Origin of the sequence: Bacillus sp. MM09(2025) (assembly GCF_050496725.1) — a bacterium.
Classification (GTDB): domain Bacteria; phylum Bacillota; class Bacilli; order Bacillales; family Bacillaceae; genus Bacillus; species Bacillus pumilus.
The window spans coordinates 103019-128349 of the sequence record NZ_JBNWEN010000001.1 but is presented as its reverse complement, the minus strand read 5'-3'; the positions used below and the strand labels follow the sequence as shown (position 1 = coordinate 128349).

At 40.4% G+C, this 25331-nt stretch carries 27 protein-coding genes and 3 riboswitches; of the genes, 7 read left to right on the top strand and 20 right to left on the bottom strand.

Features of this window, described 5'->3' with window-relative positions:
* Nucleotides 1-149: 149 nt before the first annotated feature.
* The 4 genes from stoA to ACQYAC_RS00685 form a co-directional block, all read right to left on the bottom strand.
* On the bottom strand, nt 150-638 hold the full coding sequence (gene stoA / locus ACQYAC_RS00700; protein ID WP_268498001.1) for an endospore biogenesis thiol-disulfide oxidoreductase StoA: 489 nt from the start codon (nt 636-638) through the stop codon (nt 150-152).
* Nucleotides 639-692: 54 nt separating this feature from the next.
* Complete coding sequence (locus ACQYAC_RS00695; protein WP_427365924.1) at nt 693-2009, bottom strand: polysaccharide biosynthesis protein; 1317 nt, start codon at nt 2007-2009, stop codon at nt 693-695.
* Between the two features lie 311 nt (nt 2010-2320).
* Nucleotides 2321-2974: a cell wall hydrolase gene (locus tag ACQYAC_RS00690; protein WP_429942557.1), complete on the bottom strand. Its 654-nt coding sequence runs from the start codon at nt 2972-2974 to the stop codon at nt 2321-2323.
* A gap of 307 nt (nt 2975-3281) precedes the next feature.
* Nucleotides 3282-3476 carry a hypothetical protein gene (locus ACQYAC_RS00685; RefSeq protein WP_429942556.1) on the bottom strand — a complete coding sequence of 65 codons (195 nt, stop codon included), beginning with the start codon at nt 3474-3476 and terminating at the stop codon, nt 3282-3284.
* Nucleotides 3477-3643: 167 nt separating this feature from the next.
* On the opposite strand from ACQYAC_RS00685, the gene ACQYAC_RS00680 reads away from it, so the two are divergent.
* Nucleotides 3644-3832, top strand: coding sequence for a YkvS family protein (locus ACQYAC_RS00680; protein ID WP_003211747.1), 189 nt, complete (start codon nt 3644-3646; stop codon nt 3830-3832).
* A gap of 120 nt (nt 3833-3952) precedes the next feature.
* On the opposite strand, the gene ACQYAC_RS00675 is transcribed toward ACQYAC_RS00680, so the two are convergent.
* The 6 genes from ACQYAC_RS00675 to ACQYAC_RS00650 all read right to left on the bottom strand — a co-directional run bounded on the left by ACQYAC_RS00675 (nt 3953) and on the right by ACQYAC_RS00650 (nt 8092).
* Nucleotides 3953-4171, bottom strand: coding sequence for a hypothetical protein (locus ACQYAC_RS00675; RefSeq protein WP_003211069.1), 219 nt, complete (start codon nt 4169-4171; stop codon nt 3953-3955).
* A 267-nt stretch (nt 4172-4438) separates the two neighbouring features.
* Nucleotides 4439-4936 (bottom strand): preQ(1) synthase, encoded by a 498-nt coding sequence (gene queF, locus ACQYAC_RS00670; protein WP_058014145.1) that lies wholly within the window; start codon nt 4934-4936, stop codon nt 4439-4441.
* 15 nt (nt 4937-4951) lie between these two features.
* Complete coding sequence (gene queE / locus ACQYAC_RS00665) at nt 4952-5683, bottom strand: 7-carboxy-7-deazaguanine synthase QueE (protein WP_339165650.1); 732 nt, start codon at nt 5681-5683, stop codon at nt 4952-4954.
* A complete protein-coding gene (gene queD, locus ACQYAC_RS00660) occupies nt 5676-6116 on the bottom strand; it encodes a 6-carboxytetrahydropterin synthase QueD (RefSeq protein ID WP_058014147.1) in 441 nt (146 codons plus the stop codon). The genes queE and queD overlap by 8 nt, the downstream gene beginning before the upstream one ends.
* Nucleotides 6117-6773: a 7-cyano-7-deazaguanine synthase QueC gene (gene queC / locus ACQYAC_RS00655; RefSeq protein WP_024424683.1), complete on the bottom strand. Its 657-nt coding sequence runs from the start codon at nt 6771-6773 to the stop codon at nt 6117-6119.
* Between the two features lie 159 nt (nt 6774-6932).
* Nucleotides 6933-6977, bottom strand: a riboswitch (PreQ1 riboswitch).
* Nucleotides 6978-7048: 71 nt separating this feature from the next.
* Nucleotides 7049-8092, bottom strand: coding sequence for a YkvI family membrane protein (locus ACQYAC_RS00650; protein WP_429942555.1), 1044 nt, complete (start codon nt 8090-8092; stop codon nt 7049-7051).
* 244 nt (nt 8093-8336) lie between these two features.
* On the opposite strand from ACQYAC_RS00650, the gene ACQYAC_RS00645 reads away from it, so the two are divergent.
* From ACQYAC_RS00645 to motB, 3 genes are all read left to right on the top strand, one after another.
* Nucleotides 8337-10439, top strand: a complete 2103-nt coding sequence (locus ACQYAC_RS00645) for an AAA family ATPase (protein ID WP_429942554.1) — start codon at nt 8337-8339, stop codon at nt 10437-10439.
* 363 nt (nt 10440-10802) lie between these two features.
* Entirely contained in the window at nt 10803-11597 is a 795-nt protein-coding gene (motA, locus tag ACQYAC_RS00640) for a flagellar motor stator protein MotA (RefSeq protein ID WP_003212085.1), read from the top strand.
* Nucleotides 11590-12357 carry a flagellar motor protein MotB gene (gene motB, locus ACQYAC_RS00635; RefSeq protein ID WP_058014151.1) on the top strand — a complete coding sequence of 256 codons (768 nt, stop codon included), beginning with the start codon at nt 11590-11592 and terminating at the stop codon, nt 12355-12357. Before motA ends, motB begins: the two co-directional genes overlap by 8 nt.
* A 29-nt stretch (nt 12358-12386) precedes the next feature.
* Here the strand turns inward: motB and ACQYAC_RS00630 are convergent, their stop codons facing one another.
* Complete coding sequence (locus tag ACQYAC_RS00630) at nt 12387-12842, bottom strand: MarR family winged helix-turn-helix transcriptional regulator (protein ID WP_003211701.1); 456 nt, start codon at nt 12840-12842, stop codon at nt 12387-12389.
* A 205-nt stretch (nt 12843-13047) separates the two neighbouring features.
* On the opposite strand from ACQYAC_RS00630, the gene ACQYAC_RS00625 reads away from it, so the two are divergent.
* A complete protein-coding gene (locus tag ACQYAC_RS00625; protein WP_058014152.1) occupies nt 13048-14553 on the top strand; it encodes an ATP-binding protein in 1506 nt (501 codons plus the stop codon).
* 47 nt (nt 14554-14600) lie between these two features.
* Here the strand turns inward: ACQYAC_RS00625 and ACQYAC_RS00620 are convergent, their stop codons facing one another.
* From ACQYAC_RS00620 to ACQYAC_RS00595, 6 genes are all read right to left on the bottom strand, one after another.
* Complete coding sequence (locus tag ACQYAC_RS00620; protein WP_058014153.1) at nt 14601-14843, bottom strand: aspartyl-phosphate phosphatase Spo0E family protein; 243 nt, start codon at nt 14841-14843, stop codon at nt 14601-14603.
* Nucleotides 14844-15144: 301 nt separating this feature from the next.
* Nucleotides 15145-15675, bottom strand: coding sequence for a 1,2-dihydroxy-3-keto-5-methylthiopentene dioxygenase (locus ACQYAC_RS00615; RefSeq protein ID WP_429942553.1), 531 nt, complete (start codon nt 15673-15675; stop codon nt 15145-15147).
* 16 nt (nt 15676-15691) lie between these two features.
* Nucleotides 15692-16330: a methylthioribulose 1-phosphate dehydratase gene (locus ACQYAC_RS00610; protein ID WP_339165638.1), complete on the bottom strand. Its 639-nt coding sequence runs from the start codon at nt 16328-16330 to the stop codon at nt 15692-15694.
* Nucleotides 16315-16989, bottom strand: coding sequence for a 2-hydroxy-3-keto-5-methylthiopentenyl-1-phosphate phosphatase (locus ACQYAC_RS00605; protein ID WP_339165636.1), 675 nt, complete (start codon nt 16987-16989; stop codon nt 16315-16317). Before ACQYAC_RS00605 ends, ACQYAC_RS00610 begins: the two co-directional genes overlap by 16 nt.
* Nucleotides 16990-18210, bottom strand: a complete 1221-nt coding sequence (gene mtnW / locus ACQYAC_RS00600) for a 2,3-diketo-5-methylthiopentyl-1-phosphate enolase (RefSeq protein ID WP_429942552.1) — start codon at nt 18208-18210, stop codon at nt 16990-16992.
* Between the two features lie 102 nt (nt 18211-18312).
* Nucleotides 18313-18414, bottom strand: a riboswitch (SAM riboswitch).
* 44 nt (nt 18415-18458) lie between these two features.
* Complete coding sequence (locus ACQYAC_RS00595) at nt 18459-19649, bottom strand: pyridoxal phosphate-dependent aminotransferase (RefSeq protein WP_429942551.1); 1191 nt, start codon at nt 19647-19649, stop codon at nt 18459-18461.
* A 165-nt stretch (nt 19650-19814) separates the two neighbouring features.
* Nucleotides 19815-19973, top strand: a riboswitch (SAM riboswitch).
* A 79-nt stretch (nt 19974-20052) separates the two neighbouring features.
* On the opposite strand from ACQYAC_RS00595, the gene mtnK reads away from it, so the two are divergent.
* Together mtnK and mtnA are read left to right on the top strand one after the other, a co-directional pair.
* Nucleotides 20053-21246: an S-methyl-5-thioribose kinase gene (gene mtnK / locus ACQYAC_RS00590; protein ID WP_429942550.1), complete on the top strand. Its 1194-nt coding sequence runs from the start codon at nt 20053-20055 to the stop codon at nt 21244-21246.
* Between the two features lie 6 nt (nt 21247-21252).
* Complete coding sequence (gene mtnA / locus ACQYAC_RS00585; RefSeq protein ID WP_429942549.1) at nt 21253-22314, top strand: S-methyl-5-thioribose-1-phosphate isomerase; 1062 nt, start codon at nt 21253-21255, stop codon at nt 22312-22314.
* A 25-nt stretch (nt 22315-22339) separates the two neighbouring features.
* Here the strand turns inward: mtnA and ACQYAC_RS00580 are convergent, their stop codons facing one another.
* From ACQYAC_RS00580 to ACQYAC_RS00570, 3 genes are all read right to left on the bottom strand, one after another.
* Complete coding sequence (locus ACQYAC_RS00580) at nt 22340-22474, bottom strand: hypothetical protein (RefSeq protein WP_257474522.1); 135 nt, start codon at nt 22472-22474, stop codon at nt 22340-22342.
* A gap of 91 nt (nt 22475-22565) precedes the next feature.
* The gene (locus ACQYAC_RS00575; protein WP_144462200.1) at nt 22566-23057 is read right to left on the bottom strand and encodes a methylated-DNA--[protein]-cysteine S-methyltransferase; all 492 of its coding nucleotides are present in this window, start codon (nt 23055-23057) and stop codon (nt 22566-22568) included.
* A gap of 1 nt (nt 23058) precedes the next feature.
* A complete protein-coding gene (locus ACQYAC_RS00570; RefSeq protein ID WP_429942548.1) occupies nt 23059-25254 on the bottom strand; it encodes a PAS domain S-box protein in 2196 nt (731 codons plus the stop codon).
* Nucleotides 25255-25331: the final 77 nt, after the last annotated feature.

The following is a 25331-nucleotide window of genomic DNA, read 5'->3' as shown; positions in this document are numbered from 1 at the left end:
AATAATTATTATAATTTCTTTTTGATAATAATTATCATTATTGATAGGGACCATTCCATGTTCTGAGCACAGTTTATTCAGATGAAAAGAAATTGAACACAAAAAAGAACCAAAGGAATGACCCTTGGTTCTTGAAATAAGGTTTTGTTCTAAAAATTCGTCCACTCTTTGATTTGTTTTTTCGTCAGTGGACCTACATGATTTTTCACTATTTCTCCTTTTTCATTTATCAAAAAGCTGGTTGGAATGGTGATGATTTGGTATTTCTTCATCATGTGCCCTCCCTCATCTAGTATGACCGGGAATGTAAACTTTCTGTCTTTCACAAATTGGGCAACCGCATGTTTACTTTGTTCAGCACCTAGTAAATTCACCGTTAAGATATCAACATCACTCTGATTTTCTTTCACGATCTGGTCAAATACAGGCAGCTCCATTTTGCAGGACGGGCACCATGTTGTCCAAAAATGCAAAATGGTCTTTTTTCCTTTCATCGGAATCATCTGCGTCTCACCAGTTAATGTAGGAGCCTCTATCTTTGGCGCCATAACGGGCTCTTTCGCTCCAGCCTCGCTGCCTATGAGTAATAGAAGCATGGTCATCATAAGAAGACTGGCGGGTAGATATTTAAGATTCATCAGGATCTTCCTTCCCAGTTTTCTTATAGCTTGCCCGCTCGCCGAAGAGGGCATTCATGCTTTTTTCATTCTAAGAAACATGGAAACACCGAGCTCCTTACAAATCGTCGCATAATGCAGTGCAGTCAAGAGGAGCATGCCCGTATTCATCCCTAATATAACCCCCATCATATTTAAGCTTTCAATTGATCCGAGAAAATACACCATTGAAAACGAGACGACATGCACCCATATATTATGTAGGAACACATCTTTAATGAGCCCCATACCGATTAAGCACGCTTGAAACGGCATCACAAACAGGTGGCATAAAAAGTACGGCCAAAGCAGCTGTAAGTAGACAGCAGCTTGCGGTGAATCAAAAAAGAGCTGTGTGAGCGGATAAGCAAAATAATACATCACCATCACTGCCGGTACCCCGTACCCAAATGTAATGATAATCGCCTGCCTGACACGTTTTTTCACAAGATCATACTGACCTAAAGCATAGGCTTCAGATACATTGGGAATCATCACAATCATGATGGAATGAGCGATAAACGCTGGGAAAAAACCAATCGACATCGCGACACCAGCCAGCATGCCGTAATGATCAACAGCTAGTGTGCCAGAGATGCCTGCAGCAATAAGTGCCCCTTTGATTAAAAATGGTTCTATGGCATTTGCGATTGCATGAAAAATCCGCATGCCCGTTGTTGGAATAGAGACGGCTAATAGTCGCTTTCTCACGTCAATCCCTCTTAATTCAACAGACCTGACATGGACAGCATTTTTTGCCATGACGTATTGGGAGTATAAATAAATAAAGACGACAAGATCACTCGCGACAATGACACCGATGGCAATGAGTACCGCTGTTTCAATATCAAACGAATACCAATGAAAGAACAAAAACAAGCAAATAAGCTGGATCGTTTTCTTCAGCATATTGGCAAGAGCGATCCTTCCCATTTGCTGCTTTCCCATAAAATAGCCGCGTGCAATCGAGGTAAACGCAATAATTGGAATAAGAGACAGCACAAGCCCTTTCATGAGCGGATGATACGACTGAAATACAGGAATGAACGGCAGAACAATCGCAGCGATCCCCGTTGTTGTACTCGTCACCACAAGCGTCATTTTAAACGCATGGCGGAGCATACTTTTATGGAGCCGCTCATGCGATTCTGCAATGAATTTAGAAATGGAGACTGGCAGCTCTAAGCTGGCAATCACAAGGACAAGCATGATGATTGGAAGGATACTCATATATAGACCCATTCCATGCTCTCCAAGCTCTCTCGCTAAAATCATATTGACTAAAAACTCTATACACTCCGCAATGAAAGCTGCGACAGATAGCAGAATGACCCCTTTTACAAATCGATTCATGTAGCCTCCCCTTTATCTAAAGCAAATTCTTTTCACATTCTATGAGACAAGTCCTGAAAATATTTTGATAAATGAAGACAAAAAAAAGAGCGATCTGATTGATCGCTTTAGAACATTGACAAAGGGCTAAAAATGTTTTTATTTTAGTTCTTTGTCTTCCTTTCAGCGCGATAGAAAACCTTTGCAGTCTAGGAAGGGCGAGCACAGGAGCGGAGCGAATTGATTATTCGTGAGCACCGGAGCACAGTCCTGACAAAGAATGCGAGGGTTTGTCTACACGCTGAAGCGATCTGATTGATCGCTTCAATTCTTTATACGGCAAATACGTGACGACCAATACGTTCTAAAATTTTGCGAGAACGAATCCAGTTATCTGTTGCCGTTTTGGGATTATAAAAATAAATGGCCTTTGTTGTTCTGTCATGTTCTTTCACTACTTGCTTCACAGCTTTAACAGAATCTTGATCTGCTTTATCATGAATACTTCCATTTGATACTGGCTGGAAAGCATTTCGCTGATAAATAACACCTTTGACACTGTTAGGAAAAGAGCGATGCTCCACCCTGTTTAAGACGACGCTTGCCACAGCTTTTTTACCTGCGTAAGATTCTCCTTTTGCTTCAGCATGCACCAATCGTGAGAGCAGTTCCATTTCTTCATTAGAATAGCGTTTGGCGCTTTCTTCATTCGTTGTTTCTGATTTTACTCTTTTCTTTTGCTTCGATTTTGAAGACTTTTCTTCTGTAGACGTACTTAGCATTTTGACTTTCGGCTGACGCTTTTCCTCTGAAAATGCTGGGATGACTTGATCGTGATCATCTCGATCTATATATGAAAGCTCATGCTTAACAGGTGCTTGTGAAAGTTCGTGACTTAATGTCCCTTGCTGCTCTTGTATGTTGTCCATCTTCATGGCTGCAATCAGCATAAGGATGACAAAAAGAGCGGTATGAATTTTCATCATTCGCCTCATTCCTCCTTTAATTAAAGTAGGCGGTAAGATACTTGTCCACTCTAACAAGAGCTCCTTCTATTTTCACGCACAAAGATTTGCATGCCTGTCCAAATTCCGTCATTAATTGGCATGTCCTAGTTGATTTGCGTATCAACTGGAATTGTTAGCGCTTAAAAAGGTCCCTTTTCCGCCTATAATCATCCTTATGCTCCTGATTATGGGTTATTACATTTTCTTTTCAGATGTATCAAGCTCGTTTGAAGTGTGACAAAAGAACTAAAATAAAAAAGCTTTCTCTCATTCATGAGAAAAAGCTTTAGCTTCTTGCTTCTGTAAGATATTCAAAAATAACATCTCCACCATGTTTCGCAATCCCGCGAAAATGCTTAAAATCATCTTGATTTACCAAGGTCGAACGAAACGTTAAGAAATCATCTTTCTTGATGGTTACTTGCTTTTCTGTCCCATTTCGTAACGATTCAAGTATTGTGAGGATTTGTTCTTCCGTCAAAAAAACCGCTCCTTTACAGCCATTATCAAATATTAAATATACCATCCGTTAGGAAAGCATACAACGAAAACAAAACAAAAACGTCTTTATCCTTTACATTGGTATGAAAATATTGCAAAATACTTTTTAATAGGGAATGAAATCTGTTTTTAAAGGAGAGGGATCGGTTGAAGATTGCAAAAATTGGAAATGTGATCGAATTTAGAAATGGTTTAACAGGTGTAGTTGAAAAAGTGAACGAAAACTCTGTCATTGTGGATGTCACCATTATGGACAACTATAGAGATTTAGAACTGGATTCACTAACAGTCGTTAATCATAAAAACTATAAAATCATCAAAGACTCCGTACATTAATTTGCAATCCTCAATTCAGATTATCGATACATACGTAAATACGAAGCAAAGCTGCTTTCTGACAGTTTAGCTCTCTTTGACAATCACATATGAAAAGGACTGACACCATATGAAGAAGTGTCAGTCTTTTTGCGTATGAAAGGTTTGCATTTCTGCTTTCGTTTTGTACATGTCCACTTCCTCGGGGGTGATAACGCCTTTATCAATCAAAAGTGCAATCACTCCAAGCAATGTAGAGGCACTCCATTTATATCGTTCTTTGTTTTGATGTTCAAGCATTTGAAGTTCTTCTTTTAGCTCCCTCAGCAGCTTCTCTGTCTTTTCTTCTTTGTTTACCAACTCAAACGCCTCCATTAGTCGTTCATTGCCTCTATTTTATCTTAAAGCAAATAAGATAAGCAAAAAACACAATTCCTCTTTACAAACATACGTTCTGTCATGTATAATAATTTTACGAGCTGGTAGCCCCCAGCCGTCCTAGCAAGTTCTATTCCCATTTGTATGAGGAGAGCGACATGACTCTTCTCTTTTTTTATCACTTCAGTCTGAATCATCTCTTTCAAACCCATAAAAAAAGACATGTCATTAGGCATGTCTTTTCCTTTATTAGCGATTATCAATCGTTTCTGGATACATATCATGGTTCATCATACGATACGATGCCATTTCTTCATATTTGGTACCAGGTTTTCCGTAGTTCGTGTACGGGTCAATTGAAATACCGCCTCTTGGTGTAAATTTGCCCCATACTTCAATGTATCTTGGGTCCATCAATTCAATAAGATCATTCATAATAATGTTCATACAATCCTCATGGAAATCACCATGGTTACGGAAGCTGAACAAATACAATTTTAATGATTTACTTTCGACCATGATGTCATTTGGGATATAGCTGATATAAACTGTCGCAAAATCCGGCTGACCTGTTTGCGGACAAAGTGACGTGAATTCTGGGCAGTTGAATTTCACAAAATAATCTCTATTTGTATGTTTATTCGGAAATGTTTCAAGCACTTGTGGTGCATAATCAAACAAATAATTGGTGCCTTGATTTCCTAGTAAAGTGACACCTTCTAATTCTTCTGGTTTTCTTGTCGTCATGTCTTCTCTTCCTTTCTATACGCCTCGTTTATTTCCCCACAATAATGTGTGCAGCTGCGGCAGCACTCTTACACGATTTAAGTCTGGGTCTTGCGCTACTTGATCAACAAGCGCTTCATATTTCTTTAATAAATGCGTCAATAAGTACGCATCATCACCTGTTGTCGTGTCATCATTTCCTACCTGTAAATAAAAAGGAAGCTCTGGATATTTTGCATGAACATCCTTTGCATAGGCTAGATCATGATCGTCAAAAATCACGACCTTCAGGCTTGCATGCTCTAATCTATTTCCGTTTTTTAGCTCATCTATGATACGTGTGAGTTTCGCGAAATCTGTTTTCATATTTGAGCTTGGCGGCTTCGGAGAAATGGTTAAATCATCAATTTTCAAAAACCAGTCCTGATACATCGTCCCTTGTGTTTCAAGCGCTGTATCAATTCCTTCTTCGTGTAGCAAATCAATAAGTGATCCCATTTGTTTTAAAAGCGCAGGGTTTCCCCCTGAAATAGTGACATGAGAAAAAGCCTGTCCACCTATTCTTTTTAATTCTTTCACAATGTCCTCTGCGTGAAGCCACTGAATGTCATGCTTTGCTGAGCCATCCCAAGTAAAGGCGGAATCACACCAGCTGCAAGAGTAGTCACAGCCAGCCGTTCTGACAAACATGGTTTTTTGTCCAATCACCATCCCTTCTCCTTGAATGGTCGGACCAAAGATTTCTAATACAGGAATCGCCTTAGCCATTGTGTTCAACTCGTTTCGGTCGGTAAATGCAGTAGCTTGTTGGTGTCTCCCTAACAAAGACCTGAACACATACTGGTTCATTTGCTAAAGTCGATAAATATGCTGCGACTTTGTCATGGACTGTCTTTGCCACAACCTCTGTAGTAGGCATCGCGTATGGATCGGTTGATGAGAATTCCTCATGATCATTGAGCAGCGTGTGATCATATTTACCATGAATAAGTTTTTTCAATGTACTAAAATTGACAAGGAAGCCCGATTCATCTAGGTCATCTCCAGCAATGGTTATATTGATGGTGTACGTGTGACCATGTACACGGCTGCAAGCACCTGCATCTTCTCTCGGGATAAAATGGGCAGCTGATATATGCATATCTTTGTTCAATTCAAATGAGTATGGATGATTCGTTTGTGGATAGATCTGAGAAAGCATTTATTTTGCCTCCTTCATTTCCATATACGTGTCATAGCCATTTTTCCGAAGCTTACACGCAGGGCATTCCCCGCAGCCATCAGAAATGATGCCATTATAGCAAGTGAGCGTTTCATTTTTCACAAAATCTAATGCATTCAGCTCGTCTGCTAGCTTCCATGTTTCTGCTTTATTGAGCCACATGAGCGGTGTATGGATGACAAATGGTTTTTCCATCGCCAAATTCACTGTGACATTACAAGACTTTACAAACTCGTCACGGCAATCTGGATAGCCGCTAAAGTCTGTTTCACATACACCTGTGATAATATGTCTTGCTCCGATTTGATACGCAAGAATAGAAGCAAAGGATAAGAACACTAAGTTTCTTCCTGGTACAAATGTGGAAGGCAGCTCTCCTTCTTTTTCCTCAATATCAATGTCATCTCTTGTTAAAGCATTTGGTGCCAGCTGATTCAAAAGAGACATATCTAATAGATGGTTCTTCACACCTAACTTGTCAGCAATTCTTTTGGCGACATCAATTTCTTCTTGATGACGCTGATTATAATGAAAGGTGACGGTTTCTACCTCTTCGAATTGTTGAAGTGCCCATAATAAACATGTCGTACTGTCTTGTCCCCCGCTAAAGACAACGACTGCTTTTTCATTTTTCAATTTCTGTTCTCCTCCTTTTGCAGATCTATACCCTCGTACAAAGCTGCATCTGAAAGGCTCTTGAAAACCCCTGTTTTTCTCAAAAGAAAAGACACCTTTACATGTGTATGAGGTGTCCCAGCCATAAAAAATAAAAAATGCCACATCCAAGGATACGGCAAGTCCTTAGTTTTTTATAGAGGGTTTTGCTAGAACCTCTCCCGTTTAAACGGATTTTTGTTCAATTTTCACAGAAGATAGTGTACCATATATTTTTCATGCAGGCTATCCCTTCTTTACTTATCAAGTGATGCAGGCACTTTTTTTAGAAAAAGAAAGAGGATAAAAAAGATGCTCACATAGCCAAAAATAGGATAAACCGTTGATATCAATGTGCCGTAACCAATTTTACTAATCACATAGCAGCATAAGAGAATAAGGGATATTGTCAAGACACTGTTCATTCGAATATACGCCCTCACTTGTCTCTCCAGTCCATATAAATTGCCTATGACGGATGTAAAGACTTCTCCGAAGATCACAAATAAATAAATGAGGTGAATGGAATTTGCTACTTGATACACGACCTGAGCCATTGGAATATCAAACGCCTCCAGCATATCTAATGAAGAAAGAGATAAAAAGCATACAAATAAAATAATTGTCAGCATGACGCCCCCAATCACAGCTCCCTTTTTGATCACCGCTTCAGAGGTCATTTCATTTGCGACAGGCACTAATACCGCTTGAGAAAGTGCCAAATTAAAAGCACCATATGAGATAGCTGATAAAATCCACTCTCCCTCACCCATTTGTAGTGCAAGAACATAACTTTCACTACTGCTAAAAACGAATGAATCAAGAAACACAATCAATGAAAAGAAAATAAGCATTGGGACGACGAGAACATTGACACCAAATAATCCTTTTGAGCCTTTCAAAAGCACAATAACGCTCAGAATGATCGTTAAAAAAATCCCATATTCCTTCGATACGCCAAGCTGCTCTTCAAATATAGCACCTGCGCCAGAAATCATCACTGAAGTGACGCCTAGTAAAATAAAAAACATGACAACATTAATATATCGACTGGCAGCTGCGCCAAATAGAAAACGGTTCATATCTTGATATGACTCTGCTTCAATTCGTTTAGAAATGAGCATCATTTTTGCTCCAAGTCCAGTAAAAATAGCGCCGCTAATCAAGATTCCGAATAGTCCAATCCAGCCAAAACGAACAAAAAATTCTACGATTTCTTTCCCTGTCGCAAACCCAGCTCCAACCACTGTTCCTACATATACAAAGGCAAGCTGAAAAGCGGATTCATTTGAACGTTTCATGTGACCCCTCCGCACCCATCACTTTCGATTGTCTTTTTTTATCCTATGAGACAAGTTCCTTGAAAAGAAGGACAAACCATGATTAAATGCAAAAAAAGGATTTTACCTGCCTTTGAGCAAAACAGTTGAAAGTCAAAATAGGTCAGAGTATACTATAGTCAAAGATGGTCAAACAACAGACCATTTTCTTTAACATTCATTGGTCAAATAAAGTCAAACTTTTATCATAAGGAGGTCATGGCAAATGCGTTGTCAACATTGTCAAGTAAATGAAGCAACTATTCGCCTGAATATGCAAGTGAATTCATCCCGGAGCCAAATGGTTTTATGTGAAGACTGCTACACCTCTTTGATGGAGCAATCAAAAATGAAAATGGGACCTCAATTGTTCGGAGGAAGCTCATTCTTCTCTGAGCAAGCAGGACATACGCAAAACGTAGAGCAGCCAAAACAAAAAGGCTTACTCGATGAACTTGGCCGCAATTTAACAGATGGCGCAAATGCTGGTTTAATTGATCCAGTCATCGACCGTGATGAAGAAGTCGCAAGAGTCATTGAGATTTTAAATAGAAGAAATAAAAATAATCCTGTCCTCATTGGTGAACCAGGTGTTGGGAAAACAGCGATCGCTGAAGGACTTGCACTGAAAATTGCAAGTGGCGATGTACCAAATAAATTAAAGAACAAACAAATCTATTTATTAGATGTCTCCTCCCTTGTAGCGAATACAGGGATACGTGGTCAATTTGAGGAAAGAATGAAGCAGTTAATCAAAGAACTGCAAAGCCGTAAAAATATTATCTTATTTGTAGATGAAATCCATCTTCTTGTTGGCGCAGGATCTGCCGAAGGGTCAATGGATGCTGGAAACATCTTAAAACCAGCCCTTGCACGAGGCGAGCTCCAGCTAGTAGGTGCGACAACATTAAAAGAATATCGTCAAATTGAAAAAGATGCTGCACTTGAACGACGCTTTCAGCCCGTTATTGTAGATGAGCCAACACAAGCTGAAGCGATTGAAATTTTAAAAGGCATTCAAGATAAGTACGAAAGCTACCATGGCATCACCTATTCAGACGAAGCCATTCAAGCATGTGTTCAATTATCTTCACGATATATCCAGGACCGTCATTTGCCGGATAAAGCGATTGATTTAATGGATGAAGCAGGTTCAAAAGCGAACCTCTCCATTGATGCCGCAAGTGAAGATGAACTAACAAATCGTCTGAGAGAAATTGCTGCTGAAAAACAAGCCGCTTTAAAAGAAGAACAGTACGAAAAAGCAGCGAAGCTTCGAGATGAAGAAGAAGCCATTGAAGCTAGACTTCAAAATAAAACAAATGACAAAGAACATGTCGTCACAGCAGAAGACATTCAGGCCATTGTCGAACAAAAAACAGGCATTCCTGTTGGCAAACTGCAAGCAGACGAACAAACCAAAATGAAAGAAATTGACGTCCGCTTAAAAGCACGAGTGATCGGCCAGGAACATGCGGTTGAAAAAGTAGCGAAAGCTGTGAAAAGAAGCAGAGCCGGCTTAAAATCGAAACATAGACCAACTGGCTCCTTCCTATTCGTTGGACCAACAGGTGTCGGAAAAACCGAATTGTCAAAAACGCTAGCTGAAGAATTATTTGGTTCAAGAGATGCGATTATCCGTTTAGATATGAGTGAGTACATGGAGAAACACTCAGTATCTAAGCTCATCGGTTCTCCTCCTGGTTATGTTGGACATGATGAAGCGGGTCAACTAACGGAAAAAGTGCGCAGAAAACCATACAGCATCATTTTGCTGGATGAAATCGAAAAAGCACACCCTGATGTACAGCACATGTTCCTACAAATCATGGAAGATGGCCGGTTAACAGACAGCCAAGGCAGAACCGTCAGCTTTAAAGATACGGTCATCATCATGACAAGTAACGCAGGTAGCACAGATAAAACGGTCAAAGTCGGCTTCCAGTCTGATCAGGAAGAAGCAATTGAGGAGCAATCACTCATTGATTCACTCAGCGCTTATTTCAAGCCAGAATTCTTGAACCGTTTTGACAGCATCATTCAGTTTGACTCATTAGATCGAGATGATTTAGTGAAGATTGTGGACCTTCTGCTCAATGAGCTGTCAGAACAATTAAAAGAACAAAATTTAACAGTCCATGTGACAAATGAAGCGAAAGAAAAAATTGCAGAACTTGGATACCATCCTGCATTTGGTGCTCGTCCACTGCGAAGAACCATTCAAGAGCACGTTGAAGATCAAATGACGGAAATATTGCTTGAAGAAGAACAGCTTTCAGGATTTACTGTAGAAGTTGAAGATAACGAAATTGTCGTAAAAAAAGGATAAGTACATCTTAAGAAGGATCTACAGCTCCATCATGTTGCGGTGTCTAAATTCCATCCGCACGCCGACGCTCCCCCGCCTCTTTTCCTTTAAGATAAAAGAAAAAGAGGTGGATCACATGATGAATTGTAGCTATGATCTTGTCAAAATCATGTATGAGGAAAAATTAAAAGAGCTGCTTTTAATTGAAACTGCTCAAAGAAACTCCCTTTATATCAGAGGGAGTTTCTTTTTTAAGGTAATAGAAAGCGCTTTCGTCAAAATTTCTTCACAGAAACTGCCTTAATTTGATATTCAGACTAAAACCCTTCTAGAAGACACCGATATTAACTATAGAAAAAGATAGTTAAAGGATTTGGTGAGATAATGGATAAAACATCGTTAATTGGTATTATTTTAGCATTTATTGCACTGAGTGTCGGTATGGTTTTGAAAGGTGTAAGTCTAACCGCTCTTATCAACCCAGCGGCTATATTGATCATTGTGGTTGGGACGATTGCAGCTGTTGTCATCGCATTCCCATCTAGTGAAATTAAGAAAACACCAAAATTGTTCGGCAAAATTTTCAAAGACAACAAGCTTCCAACGATTCAAGAAATGATCCCTCTTTTTTCAAACTGGGCACAAATTGCGCGTCGTGAAGGTCTTTTGGCATTAGAAGCTAGCATTGAGGAAGTAGATGACGATTTTCTTAAGAACGGCTTAAGCATGGCGGTTGACGGTCAAAGTGCAGAATTTATTCGCGACGTCTTAACAGAAGAAGTTGACGCCATGTCAGAAAGACATCAGTCAGGTGCATTAATCTTTACACAAGCTGGTACATACGCTCCGACGCTTGGTGTACTTGGCGCCGTTGTCGGACTTATTGCTGCACTTGCTAACATGGGAGATATTGAAGCACTTGGACATGCAATCAGTGCAGCCTTCGTTGCCACACTTCTTGGGATTTTTACTGGGTATGTGTTATGGCATCCATTTGCCAACAAGCTAAAGCGTAAATCAAAGGAAGAAGTAAAACTTCGTCTGATTATGATCGAAGGGATTCTTTCTGTTCTTGAAGGTCAATCTCCAAAAGTGATTGAACAAAAACTTCTCATGTACTTACCAGCGAAAGAACGTGCAAATCTTGTCATTGAAGAAGGAGAAAAACAAAATGGCTAGGAAACGTAAAAAACATGATCACGATGACCATGTAGATGAATCTTGGCTGATCCCTTATGCCGATCTTCTGACGCTTCTGCTCGCTCTCTTCATTGTGCTTTTTGCATCTAGTTCGATTGATGCGGCAAAGTATGAACAGATGGCCAAGTCTTTTAATGTCGTCTTTACGGGCGGTACTGGTGTCATGGATCAAACCAGCATGCAAAGTACTGAAGAAACTGAAAATAGCAACCAGACCAAAAAAGCAGCTGAAGAAGAAGATGAAGAAGCGAAAGCAAAAGCTCGAGATCATGCCGTTCTCACAAAGGTCAAAAAGCAAGTGGATTCCTTCATTGCCAATAAGAAACTTGGAGCTAAGCTCGAAACAAAGCTCACGGACGAAGGTTTGCTCATTACGATAGAAGACAGTATCTTCTTTGATTCTGGCCGGGCGGTTATTCGTCCTCAAGATGTCCCGTTAGCAAAGGAAATCTCAAAACTACTCGTCATTAACCCCGCTCGTGACATCGTCATTAGCGGACATACTGATAATGTACCAATCAGAAATTCAGATTTTGAATCCAACTGGTATTTAAGTGCCATACGTGCTGTAAACTTTTTGAGTATTCTTCTTGAGAACAGCAATTTAAACCAAGAGAACTTTAGTACAAAAGGTTTCGGTGAATTTAAGCCTATCGCTTCAAATGATACAGCAGAAGGCAGAAGTAAAAACCGGCGCGTAGAAGTACTTATTTTACCGATCGAGAAAAAAGCAAAATAAAAAAGGAAGCCCTCGGCTTCCTTTTTTATTTATTCTTTATGATCATATAAATGTTTTGCACGCAGTCCCACATGTTTAAGCATGTCAATGCAGGCATCCTTCTCTTCTTCGCTCAGGACACTAATCATCTCATGAATTTCTTTCGCATGATCTGGGAAGATATCATCAAGCAAAGCTCGTCCCTGCTCGGTAATATGTGCAAATGTGACCCTCCGGTCTTCTGCACAGGCCTTACGACTGAGGAGTTCTTTCTTCTCCAATTTATCGACCACATACGTGATGCTGCCGCTTGCAAGTAAAATCTTATCACCGATTTGCTGAAGTGGCTGATCCCCTTTATGATACAGTAATTCTAATACTGCAAATTCAGTCGGATTCAGCCCGTGCTTCACAATATGTTTGTTCATGTGATGATTAATTGAGCGATAGGCACGTGATAATACAATAAATAATTTCAAAGATTTTTCAACATTATGATTTTCCATTTTTTTATCATCCTTTATGAAATGCAACCCACTAATGTGACATTAATAAACAATAAGTAAAATGTCAACATCTTGATCTATCTTTAGCATGAAAATGAGACCAGAACGAATCACCTAATTTTTTAAAAATCACACAAGTCATCGTAATAAAGATAGGTTCAATGCTATAATAAGTCTATTAGGTAATACGTTGGAGCGATGAATGATGAGTATATTGAAAGGGTTTTGGAAGAAGATCAGGCTGTACCTTATTTTGGTCATGATTCCAACCCTAATCATTAGTTATTTTATCTACGAAAAAGAAACGGAAAAAATCGACTTAAAAAACAAACAAACTGCTACACTTATGTTAAATATTCACAAAAACCAAATGAATTATTTAATTAGTGAAACAGAAGCGAGATTAACTTCACTTGCCATGGGATTTGACCAGCCTCTCGAGACGAAAAAAGTACAAAACATCCTAGAGAAAATCTATAAACAAGAACCTCGTTTTTCGGGTCTGTATCTCCTAGACAAAAAAGGAAATGTAACAGTAAGCACCACACCGTTAAAGGAAAAAATCAACCTATCATTCAGAGATTACTTTAAGCGCATTCAAGTGACCAAGCAGACGGTGATCACAGATAATTATGTGAGCCGAATTACAAAACAGCGGATTCTTTCCATTTGTGTGCCTGTGCTGGATGAAAACGAAGAAGTCACCAATGTACTAGTCGCCGCCATTCAAATTGATTATTTAAGAAATATTATGAATGTATTGAACCCTGATCTTCATTTTAAGATGCTGAATCAAAATGGACATGTCGTGTTTACAAGTGGTCCACAGCCAGCATCAGAAAATGGCAGTACCGTGTCTACATATTTAGATGAAAACAGCTGGAAGCTGGAGGTCTATCCGCAGCGTGCTTCTACAGGTGAAGTGCTGTCTGTTATGCTGATCCCCTTATCCAGTGCTTTTATTTTATTAAATATTTTATTCACACTTGTTCAATATATCATTTTAAGGCGGCAAACCCAGCAGGAGCGTCACCAAAATGAAGCGCAAAAGCTTGAATTAATCGGGACCCTCGCAGCAAGTACGGCACACGAAATTCGCAACCCATTAACAGGGATTAGTGGATTTATACAGCTTTTGCAAAAGAAGTATCACTCTGAAGAAGATCAGCTCTATTTTTCTGTCATTGAAGAAGAAATTAAACGAATCAACCAAATCGTCAGTGAGTTTCTTGTATTAGGGAAACCAACGGCAGAAAAATGGCAGAATAACTCTGTAAAAGAAATTGTAAGTGAGATCATGCCGATCGTTTTCTCTGAGGCGAACCTTTATAATGTTGAGGTTGATTTGCAAATTAATACGATTCAAGATGTTGGGGTATATTGCACAAAGGATCACATTAAACAAGTCGTATTAAATGTAGCGAAGAACTCGTTAGAAGCGATGCCAAATGGCGGTCATTTGAAGATTTTGATTGAGGCTGAAAAAGAACATGTCATTATTAAAGTGAAAGATACAGGCGAGGGCATACCAGAAGAAATGTTAAAACATATCTTCCTCCCTTTTATTACGTCGAAGGAAAAAGGGACAGGTCTTGGACTAGTCGTGTGTAAACGAATCATTTCGATGTATGGCGGAACAATTGATATCGAGAGCGAAGTGAATAAAGGAACAACCGTCATGATCATGCTTCCTTCTGCTCACTCAGCATAGCTGAAACATTCAGCCGGTTTTGCTTAGGCAAGACCGGTTTTTTCATGTCAATAAGAGGGACGGTTCACAGATAGAAGGCTCATTTGAGAGACAAGATCATGAAAGGTTGCAACAGATTGTTTCTCATGAAAAAGAAGATACTGATACTCATTCATCAGGTTGTCCAGTTCTTGACTATATTTAATTGTCGTCTCACCAGTGTAGCCTTCTGCTTGAGCAGCTTCTACCATCTGTTTTCTCTTCTCATCAATTGACATTAGCAATTGTTCTTTTCTTACATAACTATTCATGATCTCAGCTCCCGCAATAAATTCGACTGTCTGTGCTCAAAATGATCCGACACCAAAATTATACTTTATTTGTAAATTAAATTAAATATGCTTATTTTATTTAATTTTTTACAGCCTAAAGACCTCTTACCCAATCTTATTTGGGGGTAAACTTCAAATTTGGGCAGGACTGACACATGGATTAAACAGAATTTTATCCTATGCAGAAGCTCAAAATCAACTATTTTCTTTCTCATTTTATACCTATTTTCCTAAAAAAAAGCTGATCTTCCGCCTCATGCGGAATGATCAGCTCCTGTCATTAAACCGTTTCTTCCTCGTAAATTGGCACCCAGCCCTCAGTTGTGACAAATATGCGAACTGCGACCACTTTTCGATCCTCTTGAAGTGTAAAGTAGTGACGAATATGCGGCGGAACAGAAATTAAATCACCAGGATTCAGTCTCACATCAAAAAAGACGCCATCCTTCCCCTGAATGGCAAAGATTCCATGACCACTTACGATAAAGCGTACTTCGTCATCTGTATGGTGATGCTCACGCTGAAAATTTTGGAGCAGGTCATCTAGGTTTGGTGTGGCGTAAGATAGTGAAATCACATCCTGCGCTTTGTATCCTCGTTTTTCAGATATACTCTCGATTTCCTTTTGGAAAACAGTCAAAATCTCTTCCTTTTCCTCATCTGTTAAATCATACTTTTCTGCTAATCGGTTTGGCAGCTTTGCAATATCCCAATGTTCATAAATGACCCCTTGATTTTCTAAATAGGCTGCTACCTCTTGCTCGCTTTCAAGTAATGTGTTCTCTTCATTATGAATCAAAATCGTCGCCATGTGCTTTTCCTCCTTTTTATGTGACAAGCTGCTTTTGATAAAGCGTTAATTTTAAGTAGTAGCTAAACAAAAATTCATACGCCTCTAATACTCGTTTTGCTTCAGAGGCTGTTTTTCCCCAGACTGTGATGCCGTGATTTCGAATGAGCACAGCACCTGATTCCGACTCTTCAGTGAGATGCTTTGCAAATTGTGCTGCAAGTTGCGGAATATGGGCTGGATTTTCAATAATCGGTAATGATACTTCTGCATCCTCTTCCCAGAAACCAAGCGCTTTGATGATTTCGTTTCCTTTGAAACGAACCTCGCCCTTATCCCCATACAGCTCAGAGATTACATTATTATCGATTGTATGGACATGCAGACAGCAGCCTGCTTTCGTCCGTTCATACACGTACGTGTGAAGCAGTGTTTCAGCTGATGGTCTAAGCGGTTCGTCAGGATCAACAGGCTTACCTGCTGCATTTACTAAAACAAAGTCTTCATCTGTTTCTTTTCGTTTATCTTTGCCGCTTGCCGTCACCAAAAACGTGATTGGATCATCCGACACCTTGATTGATAAATTGCCGCTTGTTCCGTAAAACCAGTCTCTTTGTGCCAGTTCACGTTTGACGTCAGCTAGCTCCTGCCAGCGCTTGTTCATTGCGTCTGCCATTTCTTCACTTCCTTTATTTGATCAAATTGTGCTTTAAGATCAATAAATGTTTCAAACTCTTCATGAACAAGCCCGAGCTTTTTACATTCGTTTAGCAAGTAGTCACGCGCAAATGTGAGATCCGCATGCTTTGCCGCCTCCACATCGGTGACTGAATCCCCAATCATGATAATGAAGTCATTCTCACTGGTCAGCTCCCGAATGATTGACGGCTTGCAGCAGCCGCAGCCATTTTGACACTGCGAACCGCAGGCATGCGGCCATTCAATCTGAATATACTTTTCCCCAAATGAGGCATGATTGCAATAAATATCGTCTCTATCCACAATGCCCTCGAGTATGGGATAAACAAAAAAATCCATCCCGCCGCTTAGCACATAGAAGGGAATATCAGCCTTTTTTACATGATCAACAAATTGCTTGAATCCTTCTCGAATCTCTGTATCTTCTAAAATAAACGATTGAATGGCTTCTTTTTGATCACTCGTCAGTAATTGAAACATCTGCCCGACGCCTTCTTGAATGGTGATCTCCTTTGTGAGAACATCGTCCTTCAGCTTCGTCCATTCACTTGGTGCGAAGTGTTTCATGATGCGAATGATATTATCATTTTTCGTAATGGTTCCATCAAAATCACAACATACAATTGGTTTTTTCATTTATTCTGCTACCCTTCCCCATAGTTCAAGTGCTGCTTTTAAGTCTTGGCAAGAAGCTTCCTTCTCTTGGATCGACTCTCCATGTATCACCGCATCAATGATCGATCGAAATGCTTTCCCTCCGCCAATGGCTCCACGCGGATGGCCGTGAATTCCTCCGCCAGCATTTATCACATGATCAAGTCCAAAATCTTTGATCAATACTGGAACCATTCCAGGATGAATCCCTGCTGACGGGACTGGGAACGTTTTTTGAACCGAATCCTCTTTTACACAAGCTTCATAGATTCCAAAGGCATCTTTTTTCGGAAGTGCGACCGACCCATACGGTGAGGGAAAAAGACTTAAATCAGCGCCAGCATATCGATTTAATTTACCTAAAAGAAGAGAATGGGAGAATCCATATTCAGGCGATGATGTCAAAGCACCGCTTACTGCGGGATGGGCCATAATAGGCAATCGAATATCTGGATCCTCAGCTAAGCTTTGCATGACATCTAGCCCGTAGGCAAAGACATTGAATAAGAGGGCATCCGCTCCAAGCTCAGCTGCCTTTCTTGCTCGATCCCTCAGTTCAAAGGTTCTGCCTGTTAAATTAACGGCATATAGCGTTCGGTGCCCTGTTTCTTCATATGTTTCTTTTAATATCTTTTTTCCTTCTTTGATTCGCTCTTCAAAAGGGGCTAGCGGGCTCTCAAATAAAATTTCATCGTCTTTGATAAAGTCAACACCGCCTAATGCTTGTAAACGGAGCTGTTCTTTTAAATCTGCCATATCACGTCCAATGACACCTTTAAAAATACTCATCAACAAAGGTCGATCAAACACGCCTATTTTTTTTCGTATGCCATCAATTCCAAATACCGGTCCTGGCAGATTTCTTTTCAATCTATCTGAAAATTGAATGTCGACTAGCTTCACTTTTCCATCTAGTGAAAGCTTTCCAAAGATCGTCGTCAAAACGGCCGGTATATCCGCTGAAAAGTTAGCCTCAGGATAAGCAATGGTCACCTCAGATTGATATAGGCCATTTTCGGCTGAAGCAAACTTTTCTGATACCTTTTCTACCCGGCCTTTATGCTTTTGAAGCTGCTCTTTTTTGAGCTGCGGCAAATCCGTCCATGATCCAACTGTTAGACCAAGCGCGATCTGCTCCGCTTTTCGGTTCACTTGTTCATCCTCTCGATGTGTTAATACGTATGTTGCCAGTAATTCACTCACTAGGAATCCCCTTTCGATTGCGTCATGCATATGGTCAATAAAAAAACCTCTTCAAGTGCTTTATCAGCGCCTGAAAGAGGTTGTTTCGTGTCATTCATCCGAATCTTATCTCTCAGCGCTTGCTGCAAGAATTAGCACCGTGCTTCATGGAAGTCGGTTGCCGGGCTTCATTGGGCTAGTCCCTCTGCCTACTCTTGATAAGAATATTCAATTTTCTTAAATATTGTCTGAATTATCGCACCGTTTATTCATGTTGTCAATGGCTTATTTTCAAACAGATTCAAGGCATCGATTCGCCGGGCGGCTTCTTTTAACCGCTCCTCATTTGTTAAAAGTCCGACTCTCACGTATCCTTCACCGTGAGTACCAAACCCATTTCCCGGTGCCACAACCACATGCGCTTTCTCTAATAATACGCCAGCAAAAGATTCAGATGTATACCCTTCTGGCACCTTTAGCCAAGCAAAAAACGACCCCTTTGGTGCAGTGACCTCCCAGCCAATCTCCTTACAGGCAGCAATCCACACATTTCGCCGATTCTCATATCGTTCATTTTGCACCTGTACGCACGTTTGGTCGCTTAACAAAGCTTCCGCTGCTGCATCTTGAGTGGCTTTGAACAGTGAAACAAACAGGTGATCCTGATAAAGCTCAATCGCTTCAATAACAGATGGATTTCCTGCTGCAAAACCTACTCTCCAGCCGGCCATATTATACGTTTTAGACAATGTATAAATTTCAATCCCCGTCTCTTTCGCTCCATCTGTTTGCAAAAAGCTGATCGGCTTTTCCCCATCAAACCCAATGCCGCCATAAGCAAAATCATGGACAACACAGAGCTTGTGATCTTTTGCGAATGTAACGGTTTCTTCAAAAAATGAACGGCTTGCCGTGGCACCTGTCGGGTTGTTGGGATAATTTAAATACATCAACTTTGCCTTTTCCTTAACATCCTCAGGCAACCTTTCATAGTCAGGTAAAAAATCATTTTGTTCAAGAAGCGGCATCGTCACCATCTGAGCTCCAGCAAGCACGGCACCTGACCAGTAATCAGGATAACCTGGGTCTGGAACAAGAAGTGTGTCACCCGGATTCAGCAGGCATTGCGGCAGCTCAACAAGTCCCGCTTTCCCGCCAAATAAAATCGCAATTTCCGTCATCGGATCAAGCGTGACACCATATTCTCTTTCATAAAAGGCAGCGGCAGCCTTTTTTAATTTCGCTGTTCCGCGGAATGACGAGTATTGATGATTTTCAGGTTTTAATACCGCTTCCTGCATGGCTTTTACAATGTGCGCGGGCGTTGGCTGGTCAGGATTTCCCTGCCCTAAATTAATCATATCTGCGCCCTCCTGCACTTTTTTCTGAACCTTTTGGACAAGGGTTGCAAAAAATTGTGTCGGTAATTGTTTCAGTACATCTGAATGCTGGAATTCCATTTTTCTTCACCTTCTATTCAAGTTACATAGCAATACAAACACTGTAATGGATTGTTTTACGAATTGTAAAGCAATTTCGAAAAAGGATTGACATGTGAAGCGCAGCTCTGATAATATCTTGAATTAAGAAATGCAAACAAACACGAAACAATTACATATTGATTTCTCTTATCGAGAGTTGGGCGAGGGATTTGGCCTTTTGACCCCAACAGCAACCGACCGTTAATACCACTGTGAAGTGGGGCGCAGCAAGTAAGCGCCAAGACAATTGTCTTATAGGGCACGGTGCTAATTCCATCAGACGTATGTGCTGAGAGATAAGAGAGGCTTTGAGCATACACAACATCAAGCCTCTTTCTCTCAGGAGAAAGAGGCTTTTTTATATGATTTGGAGGGGAAGCAATTGGTTACACTTACGGCATCATATGAAGAATTAACAGAAAGCTCGGCAGTTGCACTCGCAATTAGACTTGGCTTGATCCAAGAAAGCAGTCATTTGACATGTACGGAAATCGGTGACGGGAATTTAAATTATGTCTTTCATATTTTTGATCATAAACAAGAAAAAGGTTTGATCATCAAGCAGGCACTGCCTTACGCCAAGGTGGTCGGAGAGAGCTGGCCGCTTACATTAGACCGTGCGAGAATCGAAAGTGCTGCCCTGATCAAGCAGTCAGAATATACGCCGCACCTCGTACCAGCAGTCTATTATTCAGATACAGCTCTTGCTGTGACGGCAATGGAGGATCTATCACACCTAGAAATCGTCAGAAAAGGGCTAATTGCCGGAAAACAATATCCGCATTTATCTGACCATGTCGGAGAATTTTTAGGAAAAACGTTATTTTACACTTCTGACTTTGCCACAAATCCTAAAATCAAAAAACAATTTGTAAAGCAATTTACGAATCCGGACCTTTGTGACATTACCGAAAAGCTCGTCTTCACAGATCCTTTCTTTGATAGCGGCACAAATGATTTCGAAGAAGAATTAAGAGAAGCTGCCAAAGCGCTTTGGGCAGATCTTGAAGTGCAGGCAAAAGCAGCTGAATTGAAGCGTATTTTCCTGACATCTGCCGAAACATTAGTTCATGGAGATCTTCATACAGGCAGTATTTTTGCAAGTGAGACGGAAACAAAAATCATTGATCCAGAATTCGCTTTTTATGGTCCCTTCGGATTCGATATCGGTCACTTTATCGCTAACCTGTTCCTAAATGCTTTGTCTCGTGAGAATGAACATGATCAACAGCACCTTTTTGACCATGTCGTCAATGTATGGGCGACCTTCAAAGAAGTGTTCGCAAAAGCTTGGAAAGAAGACAGCATTGAAGCATTTAGTGTATCTGACAGCTTTTTAGAAACAACCTTTGACCGTATTTTAAAAGAAGCGACAGGATTTGCGGGCTGTGAGCTTGTCCGCCGAACGATCGGTCTTGCCCATGCCGCTGATCTCGATGCAATTCCATCACCATCTAGACGGATTCAGCAGAAAAAAGCAGCACTTACGCTCGGAAAAACATTCATCAAACAATATCATGCAGTGGAAACAGCGTCTGACCTCGTCGCATTATTCCAGCAATCTGTAAAGGAGTGACGGGTTTTGTCTAAAGAATTTGAAGTCCCCCGTTCTGTCGAATGGGAAGAAAACCATATTAACATTTTGAATCAGCAAAAATTACCGGCAGAAACCGTATTTGAACATCTATATACAAAAGAAGACGTGTATGATGCCATTGTCACGTTAAAAGTGCGGGGAGCACCTGCCATTGGCATCACAGCAGCTTTTGGACTGGCGCTCAGTGCCCAAGACATTGAAACAGAAGATATTGTTGTGTTTAAACAAGAAGTCATTCAGATCAAAGAATATTTAAACAGTGCTCGTCCAACCGCTGTGAATCTAGCCTGGGCATTAGAGCGATTATTGCAGCGCATTGAGCGTGCAGCCTCGGTCAATGCAGCCAAAACAGACCTTGTCCATGAAGCCATTCAAATTCAAATTGAAGATGAAGAAACATGCAGACAAATCGGTCAAAATGCACTTCAGCTCTTTAAATCGGGTGATCGGATTATGACCATATGTAATGCAGGCTCTATCGCCACGAGCCGTTACGGAACAGCCCTTGCTCCATTCTATTTAGCCAAAAAGAAAAATCTCGATCTTCACATTTATGCCTGTGAAACACGCCCTGTTCTCCAAGGGGCTAGGCTGACAACATGGGAACTCATGCAAGGCGGCGTAGATGTGACGCTCATTACAGATAATATGGCAGCCCATACGATGAAAGAAAAGCAAATTTCTGCTGTTATAGTTGGAGCAGATCGTATTGCCCGTAATGGAGATACTGCAAATAAGATTGGCACGTTAAATCTTGCTATTTTAGCCAAGCATTTTCAAATTCCGTTTTTTATAGCTGCACCGCTCTCTACCTTTGATGTCTCAACCAAAGACGGGGCAGATATTCCAATTGAAGAGCGCGACCCGCTGGAAGTAAAGGAATTTAACGGCGTCCAAATTGCACCGCCTGATGTTCAGGTATTCAATCCCGCCTTTGATGTCACTCCTCACCATCTCATTTCAGGGATTATTACAGAGAAAGGGATTATCACGTCGAATTATACAGAAGAGATTGATGCTCTGTTCAATGAAAGCATCTCACTCTGATCATAAAAAAAGCGCCGTGTACTTATTATTTAAGAGCACCGCGCTTTTTTATTTCATTCGTTTTTGCTAAGATTTCTTTTTTCTGTTCTTCTGTCAAAACGTTCATTTTGACACATAGTGATGTGATGGCATACATTTTATTCTTTTTGTCCCAAAACATTCCCTAGCGCCCTCCTTTTTCCCTCAACCAACTTTTTTAGCTTAATAAAAGGATATGTTGCTTGGAAAACATTTGGAACAGGTCAATCGATTTATTTTTGAACAAATGGGATACCTTCTAATTCAAGCAGAACCGCTTTCATGTCTGTCTTCGTTCCTGCATAGCCCGTTAGAGAACGGTCTTTTCCAATCACTCTGTGACAGGGAATAAAAATAGGTAATGCATTGCGTCTGTTGGCTTGTCCAATCGCTCTCACTGCCTTTGGGTTACCAATCGCTTCTGCAATGTCTGCATAGCTTTTTGATTCACCATACGGAATAGTCGAAAGTGCTTCCCACACTTGCTCTTGAAACGAAGTTCCCTTTTGCTTGAGCGGGAGATCGAATACTTGGCGCTCCCCCTTGAAATATTCATCCAGCTGCTTTTTCGCTTCTTGTAATACAGACGTTTCTTCTTCTTTTAGATTGGCTTCCTGCTTTTTTTCTAAAAACGGCTCATCATCAAACATCACCTCGATGATGGCATCGTCTTTTTCTAGTATGTATAATGCCCCAATTGGTGCGTGATAGACGGTATAATACACGTTAATGCTCTCCTTCTTGTTTCTTCTGCCTAAGTGGCAGCGTGAGATGGAAGACGGTTCCTACCCCTTCCTCACTTTCTACCTCAATGGTTCCTTGATGCTCTTCAATAATTTTATAACTAACCATTAAGCCAAGTCCAGTTCCTCTTTCTTTTGTCGTATAAAATGGTTCCCCTAAACGCTTCAGCTTGTCCTCTGCCATTCCGCAGCCTTCATCCCGCAATGAAATGACAATATGCTCTTCGCCCTTCCGCTGAATGCTCACATAGACATTTCCTTTTCTCGGCATGACTTCAATTGCATTTTTTAAAATGTTAATAAAGACTTGTTTTAATTGGTTTTGTTCACAATAAATGAGCGGAATCTCATCCATTACATTGAGATGCATTTGAACGTTGCCAAGGTTCGCCTGTGCGTGTAGCAGATCCATCGTGTCTTTCACAATTTGCACGACATTTTTTTCTTCATATACGATAGCTTGTGGCTTCGCTAAAATCAAAAATTCGGTGATGATCGATTCAATTCTTTTCAGCTCTGAAGTGATGACATTGAAATAGAGCGAATACTCCCCTTCTATATTTCCTTTTAACAGCTGAATAAAGCCTTTTAATGCTGTCATCGGGTTTCTAATTTCATGCGCAATTCCAGCGGCAAGCTCTCCGACCACATGAAGGGTATCTGATTTTCTCACCCGCTCTTCTAATTCCTTCCGCTCTGTCACATCTCTAAAGATCGCCAAATTCATATTATGAATAATGTTACGTTTAAAAGAGAATTCCAATATCCGCTGATCTGGATGGTTCAGCACAAACGGCACTTCATTGTCCATTTCATCTAATGACATCGCCTGGGCAGGCTGTGCCAAATGTTCAATTTCATAAGGCGCAAGGATATGGAATAGATTCATTTCCGTTAAATGATCATCTTTCAACCCGAGCAGCTCGCTTGCGGATGGATTGACTTCGATAATGCGGTATTGGTTATCAAAAAGAACAATGCCGTCCATTGATCCATTAAATACTTTACGGAATTTGAGCTCACTTTCGCGCAGCTCCTCCTCCATCCTTTTTCGATCACTCACATTACGTAAAATGGTTAAGTGCTGTCCTTCTAATACCGCATGCTTTGATGTAAACTCGAGCTCTTTAAACTGACCATTTGCCATTCTGAACAAAAGTTCTTCCCTTATCTCATGATTCCGAATATATCGTCTTCTAGTCGGTCTATATCTCCGATCAGATTTCACAAGAAAGTCTGTGAGTTTTTTGCCAATCAGTGAATGCATAGGCAATTCAAAAATGCGGCAAGCTGATTCATTGGCTCTCACAATCTCTCCATCATCCGCCCATATGATGATCGCATCCATTGCATTTTCAAAAATTTCTCTAAAGCGTTCCTCACTTTTTAACAACTTCTCTTCCATTAACCTTTTTTCTGTAATATCCCGCATGATGGACATATAAAAACCGCTCATCACATTTGATGTGATGGTGAGCTCGAATAATTTGTACTGGCCAGATTGAAGGGTAACGGGAAGTTCTCCCTTGGCTTTCCCTGTTTCTTTCAGTGACGTTAAAAGGTGCTGCAAGGCTGGAAGATTTTCATCTTCGACAAATTCATTTAAATAACGATCGGTTAAATCCGTCTTTTGCAGTTCAAAGCTCTGACAAAAAGAGTGATTGGCGTCGATTATGCAGCCATCCTGATCAAAAATGACCATGCCGTCAATGGCTCGGTCAAACAAATCTTTGAACAACTGCTCATTCATGGATCGTTCTCGTTCTAATATTTTCTTTGAGGAAATATCTCGCATGACCACTATATATTGCTGATTCAAGACATCATGCTCTGCGACAAATTCAATGTATTTTGTTTCACCGTTTTCAAGCTGAATGGAAATTTCTCTTCTTAATGTTCCTTTACGAAAAAATAAATCAAGGGAGCATTCAATTTTGTCTTTCGGGATGCCGTATAGGAAATCTAGAACGGATTTATTGAGGAGGTCTTCTTTCGATGTCTGTACAAGCCTGCATGTCGCTTCATTGGCTTGGATAATATTGAGGTGTTGATCAAATATGAAAATGGCATCTAACGTCTTATTTAACAGCATTTTTTGCTGCATCAACTCTGTTCGCAAATATTCGTTCTCTTTTTCTAATTTTCTGATATCTTCTGCGCCATCGAGCGTTTCAGTCATTCTCTTACACTCCTTTTCCAGCCTCATTCCTTTACAATATTTCTACAATATTTTCATTGTTCCTTCATTCGACTCAT

Bases quoted from the DNA above. Each gene is read 5' to 3' on its own strand.
- stoA (WP_268498001.1), bottom strand. From the start codon at position 638: ATGAATCTTAAATATCTACCCGCCAGTCTTCTTATGATGACCATGCTT.
- ACQYAC_RS00695 (WP_427365924.1), bottom strand. From the start codon at position 2,009: ATGAATCGATTTGTAAAAGGGGTCATTCTGCTATCTGTCGCAGCTTTC.
- ACQYAC_RS00690 (WP_429942557.1), bottom strand. From the start codon at position 2,974: ATGATGAAAATTCATACCGCTCTTTTTGTCATCCTTATGCTGATTGCA.
- queF (WP_058014145.1), bottom strand. From the start codon at position 4,936: ATGACGACAAGAAAACCAGAAGAATTAGAAGGTGTCACTTTACTAGGA.
- queE (WP_339165650.1), bottom strand. From the start codon at position 5,683: ATGGCTAAGGCGATTCCTGTATTAGAAATCTTTGGTCCGACCATTCAA.
- queD (WP_058014147.1), bottom strand. From the start codon at position 6,116: ATGCTTTCTCAGATCTATCCACAAACGAATCATCCATACTCATTTGAA.
- ACQYAC_RS00650 (WP_429942555.1), bottom strand. From the start codon at position 8,092: ATGAAACGTTCAAATGAATCCGCTTTTCAGCTTGCCTTTGTATATGTA.
- ACQYAC_RS00645 (WP_429942554.1), top strand. From the start codon at position 8,337: ATGCGTTGTCAACATTGTCAAGTAAATGAAGCAACTATTCGCCTGAAT.
- motA (WP_003212085.1), top strand. From the start codon at position 10,803: ATGGATAAAACATCGTTAATTGGTATTATTTTAGCATTTATTGCACTG.
- motB (WP_058014151.1), top strand. From the start codon at position 11,590: ATGGCTAGGAAACGTAAAAAACATGATCACGATGACCATGTAGATGAA.
- ACQYAC_RS00630 (WP_003211701.1), bottom strand. From the start codon at position 12,842: ATGGAAAATCATAATGTTGAAAAATCTTTGAAATTATTTATTGTATTA.
- ACQYAC_RS00625 (WP_058014152.1), top strand. From the start codon at position 13,048: ATGAGTATATTGAAAGGGTTTTGGAAGAAGATCAGGCTGTACCTTATT.
- ACQYAC_RS00620 (WP_058014153.1), bottom strand. From the start codon at position 14,843: ATGAATAGTTATGTAAGAAAAGAACAATTGCTAATGTCAATTGATGAG.
- ACQYAC_RS00615 (WP_429942553.1), bottom strand. From the start codon at position 15,675: ATGGCGACGATTTTGATTCATAATGAAGAGAACACATTACTTGAAAGC.
- ACQYAC_RS00610 (WP_339165638.1), bottom strand. From the start codon at position 16,330: ATGGCAGACGCAATGAACAAGCGCTGGCAGGAGCTAGCTGACGTCAAA.
- ACQYAC_RS00605 (WP_339165636.1), bottom strand. From the start codon at position 16,989: ATGAAAAAACCAATTGTATGTTGTGATTTTGATGGAACCATTACGAAA.
- ACQYAC_RS00595 (WP_429942551.1), bottom strand. From the start codon at position 19,649: ATGGAATTCCAGCATTCAGATGTACTGAAACAATTACCGACACAATTT.
- ACQYAC_RS00580 (WP_257474522.1), bottom strand. From the start codon at position 22,474: ATGTTTTGGGACAAAAAGAATAAAATGTATGCCATCACATCACTATGT.
- ACQYAC_RS00570 (WP_429942548.1), bottom strand. From the start codon at position 25,254: ATGACTGAAACGCTCGATGGCGCAGAAGATATCAGAAAATTAGAAAAA.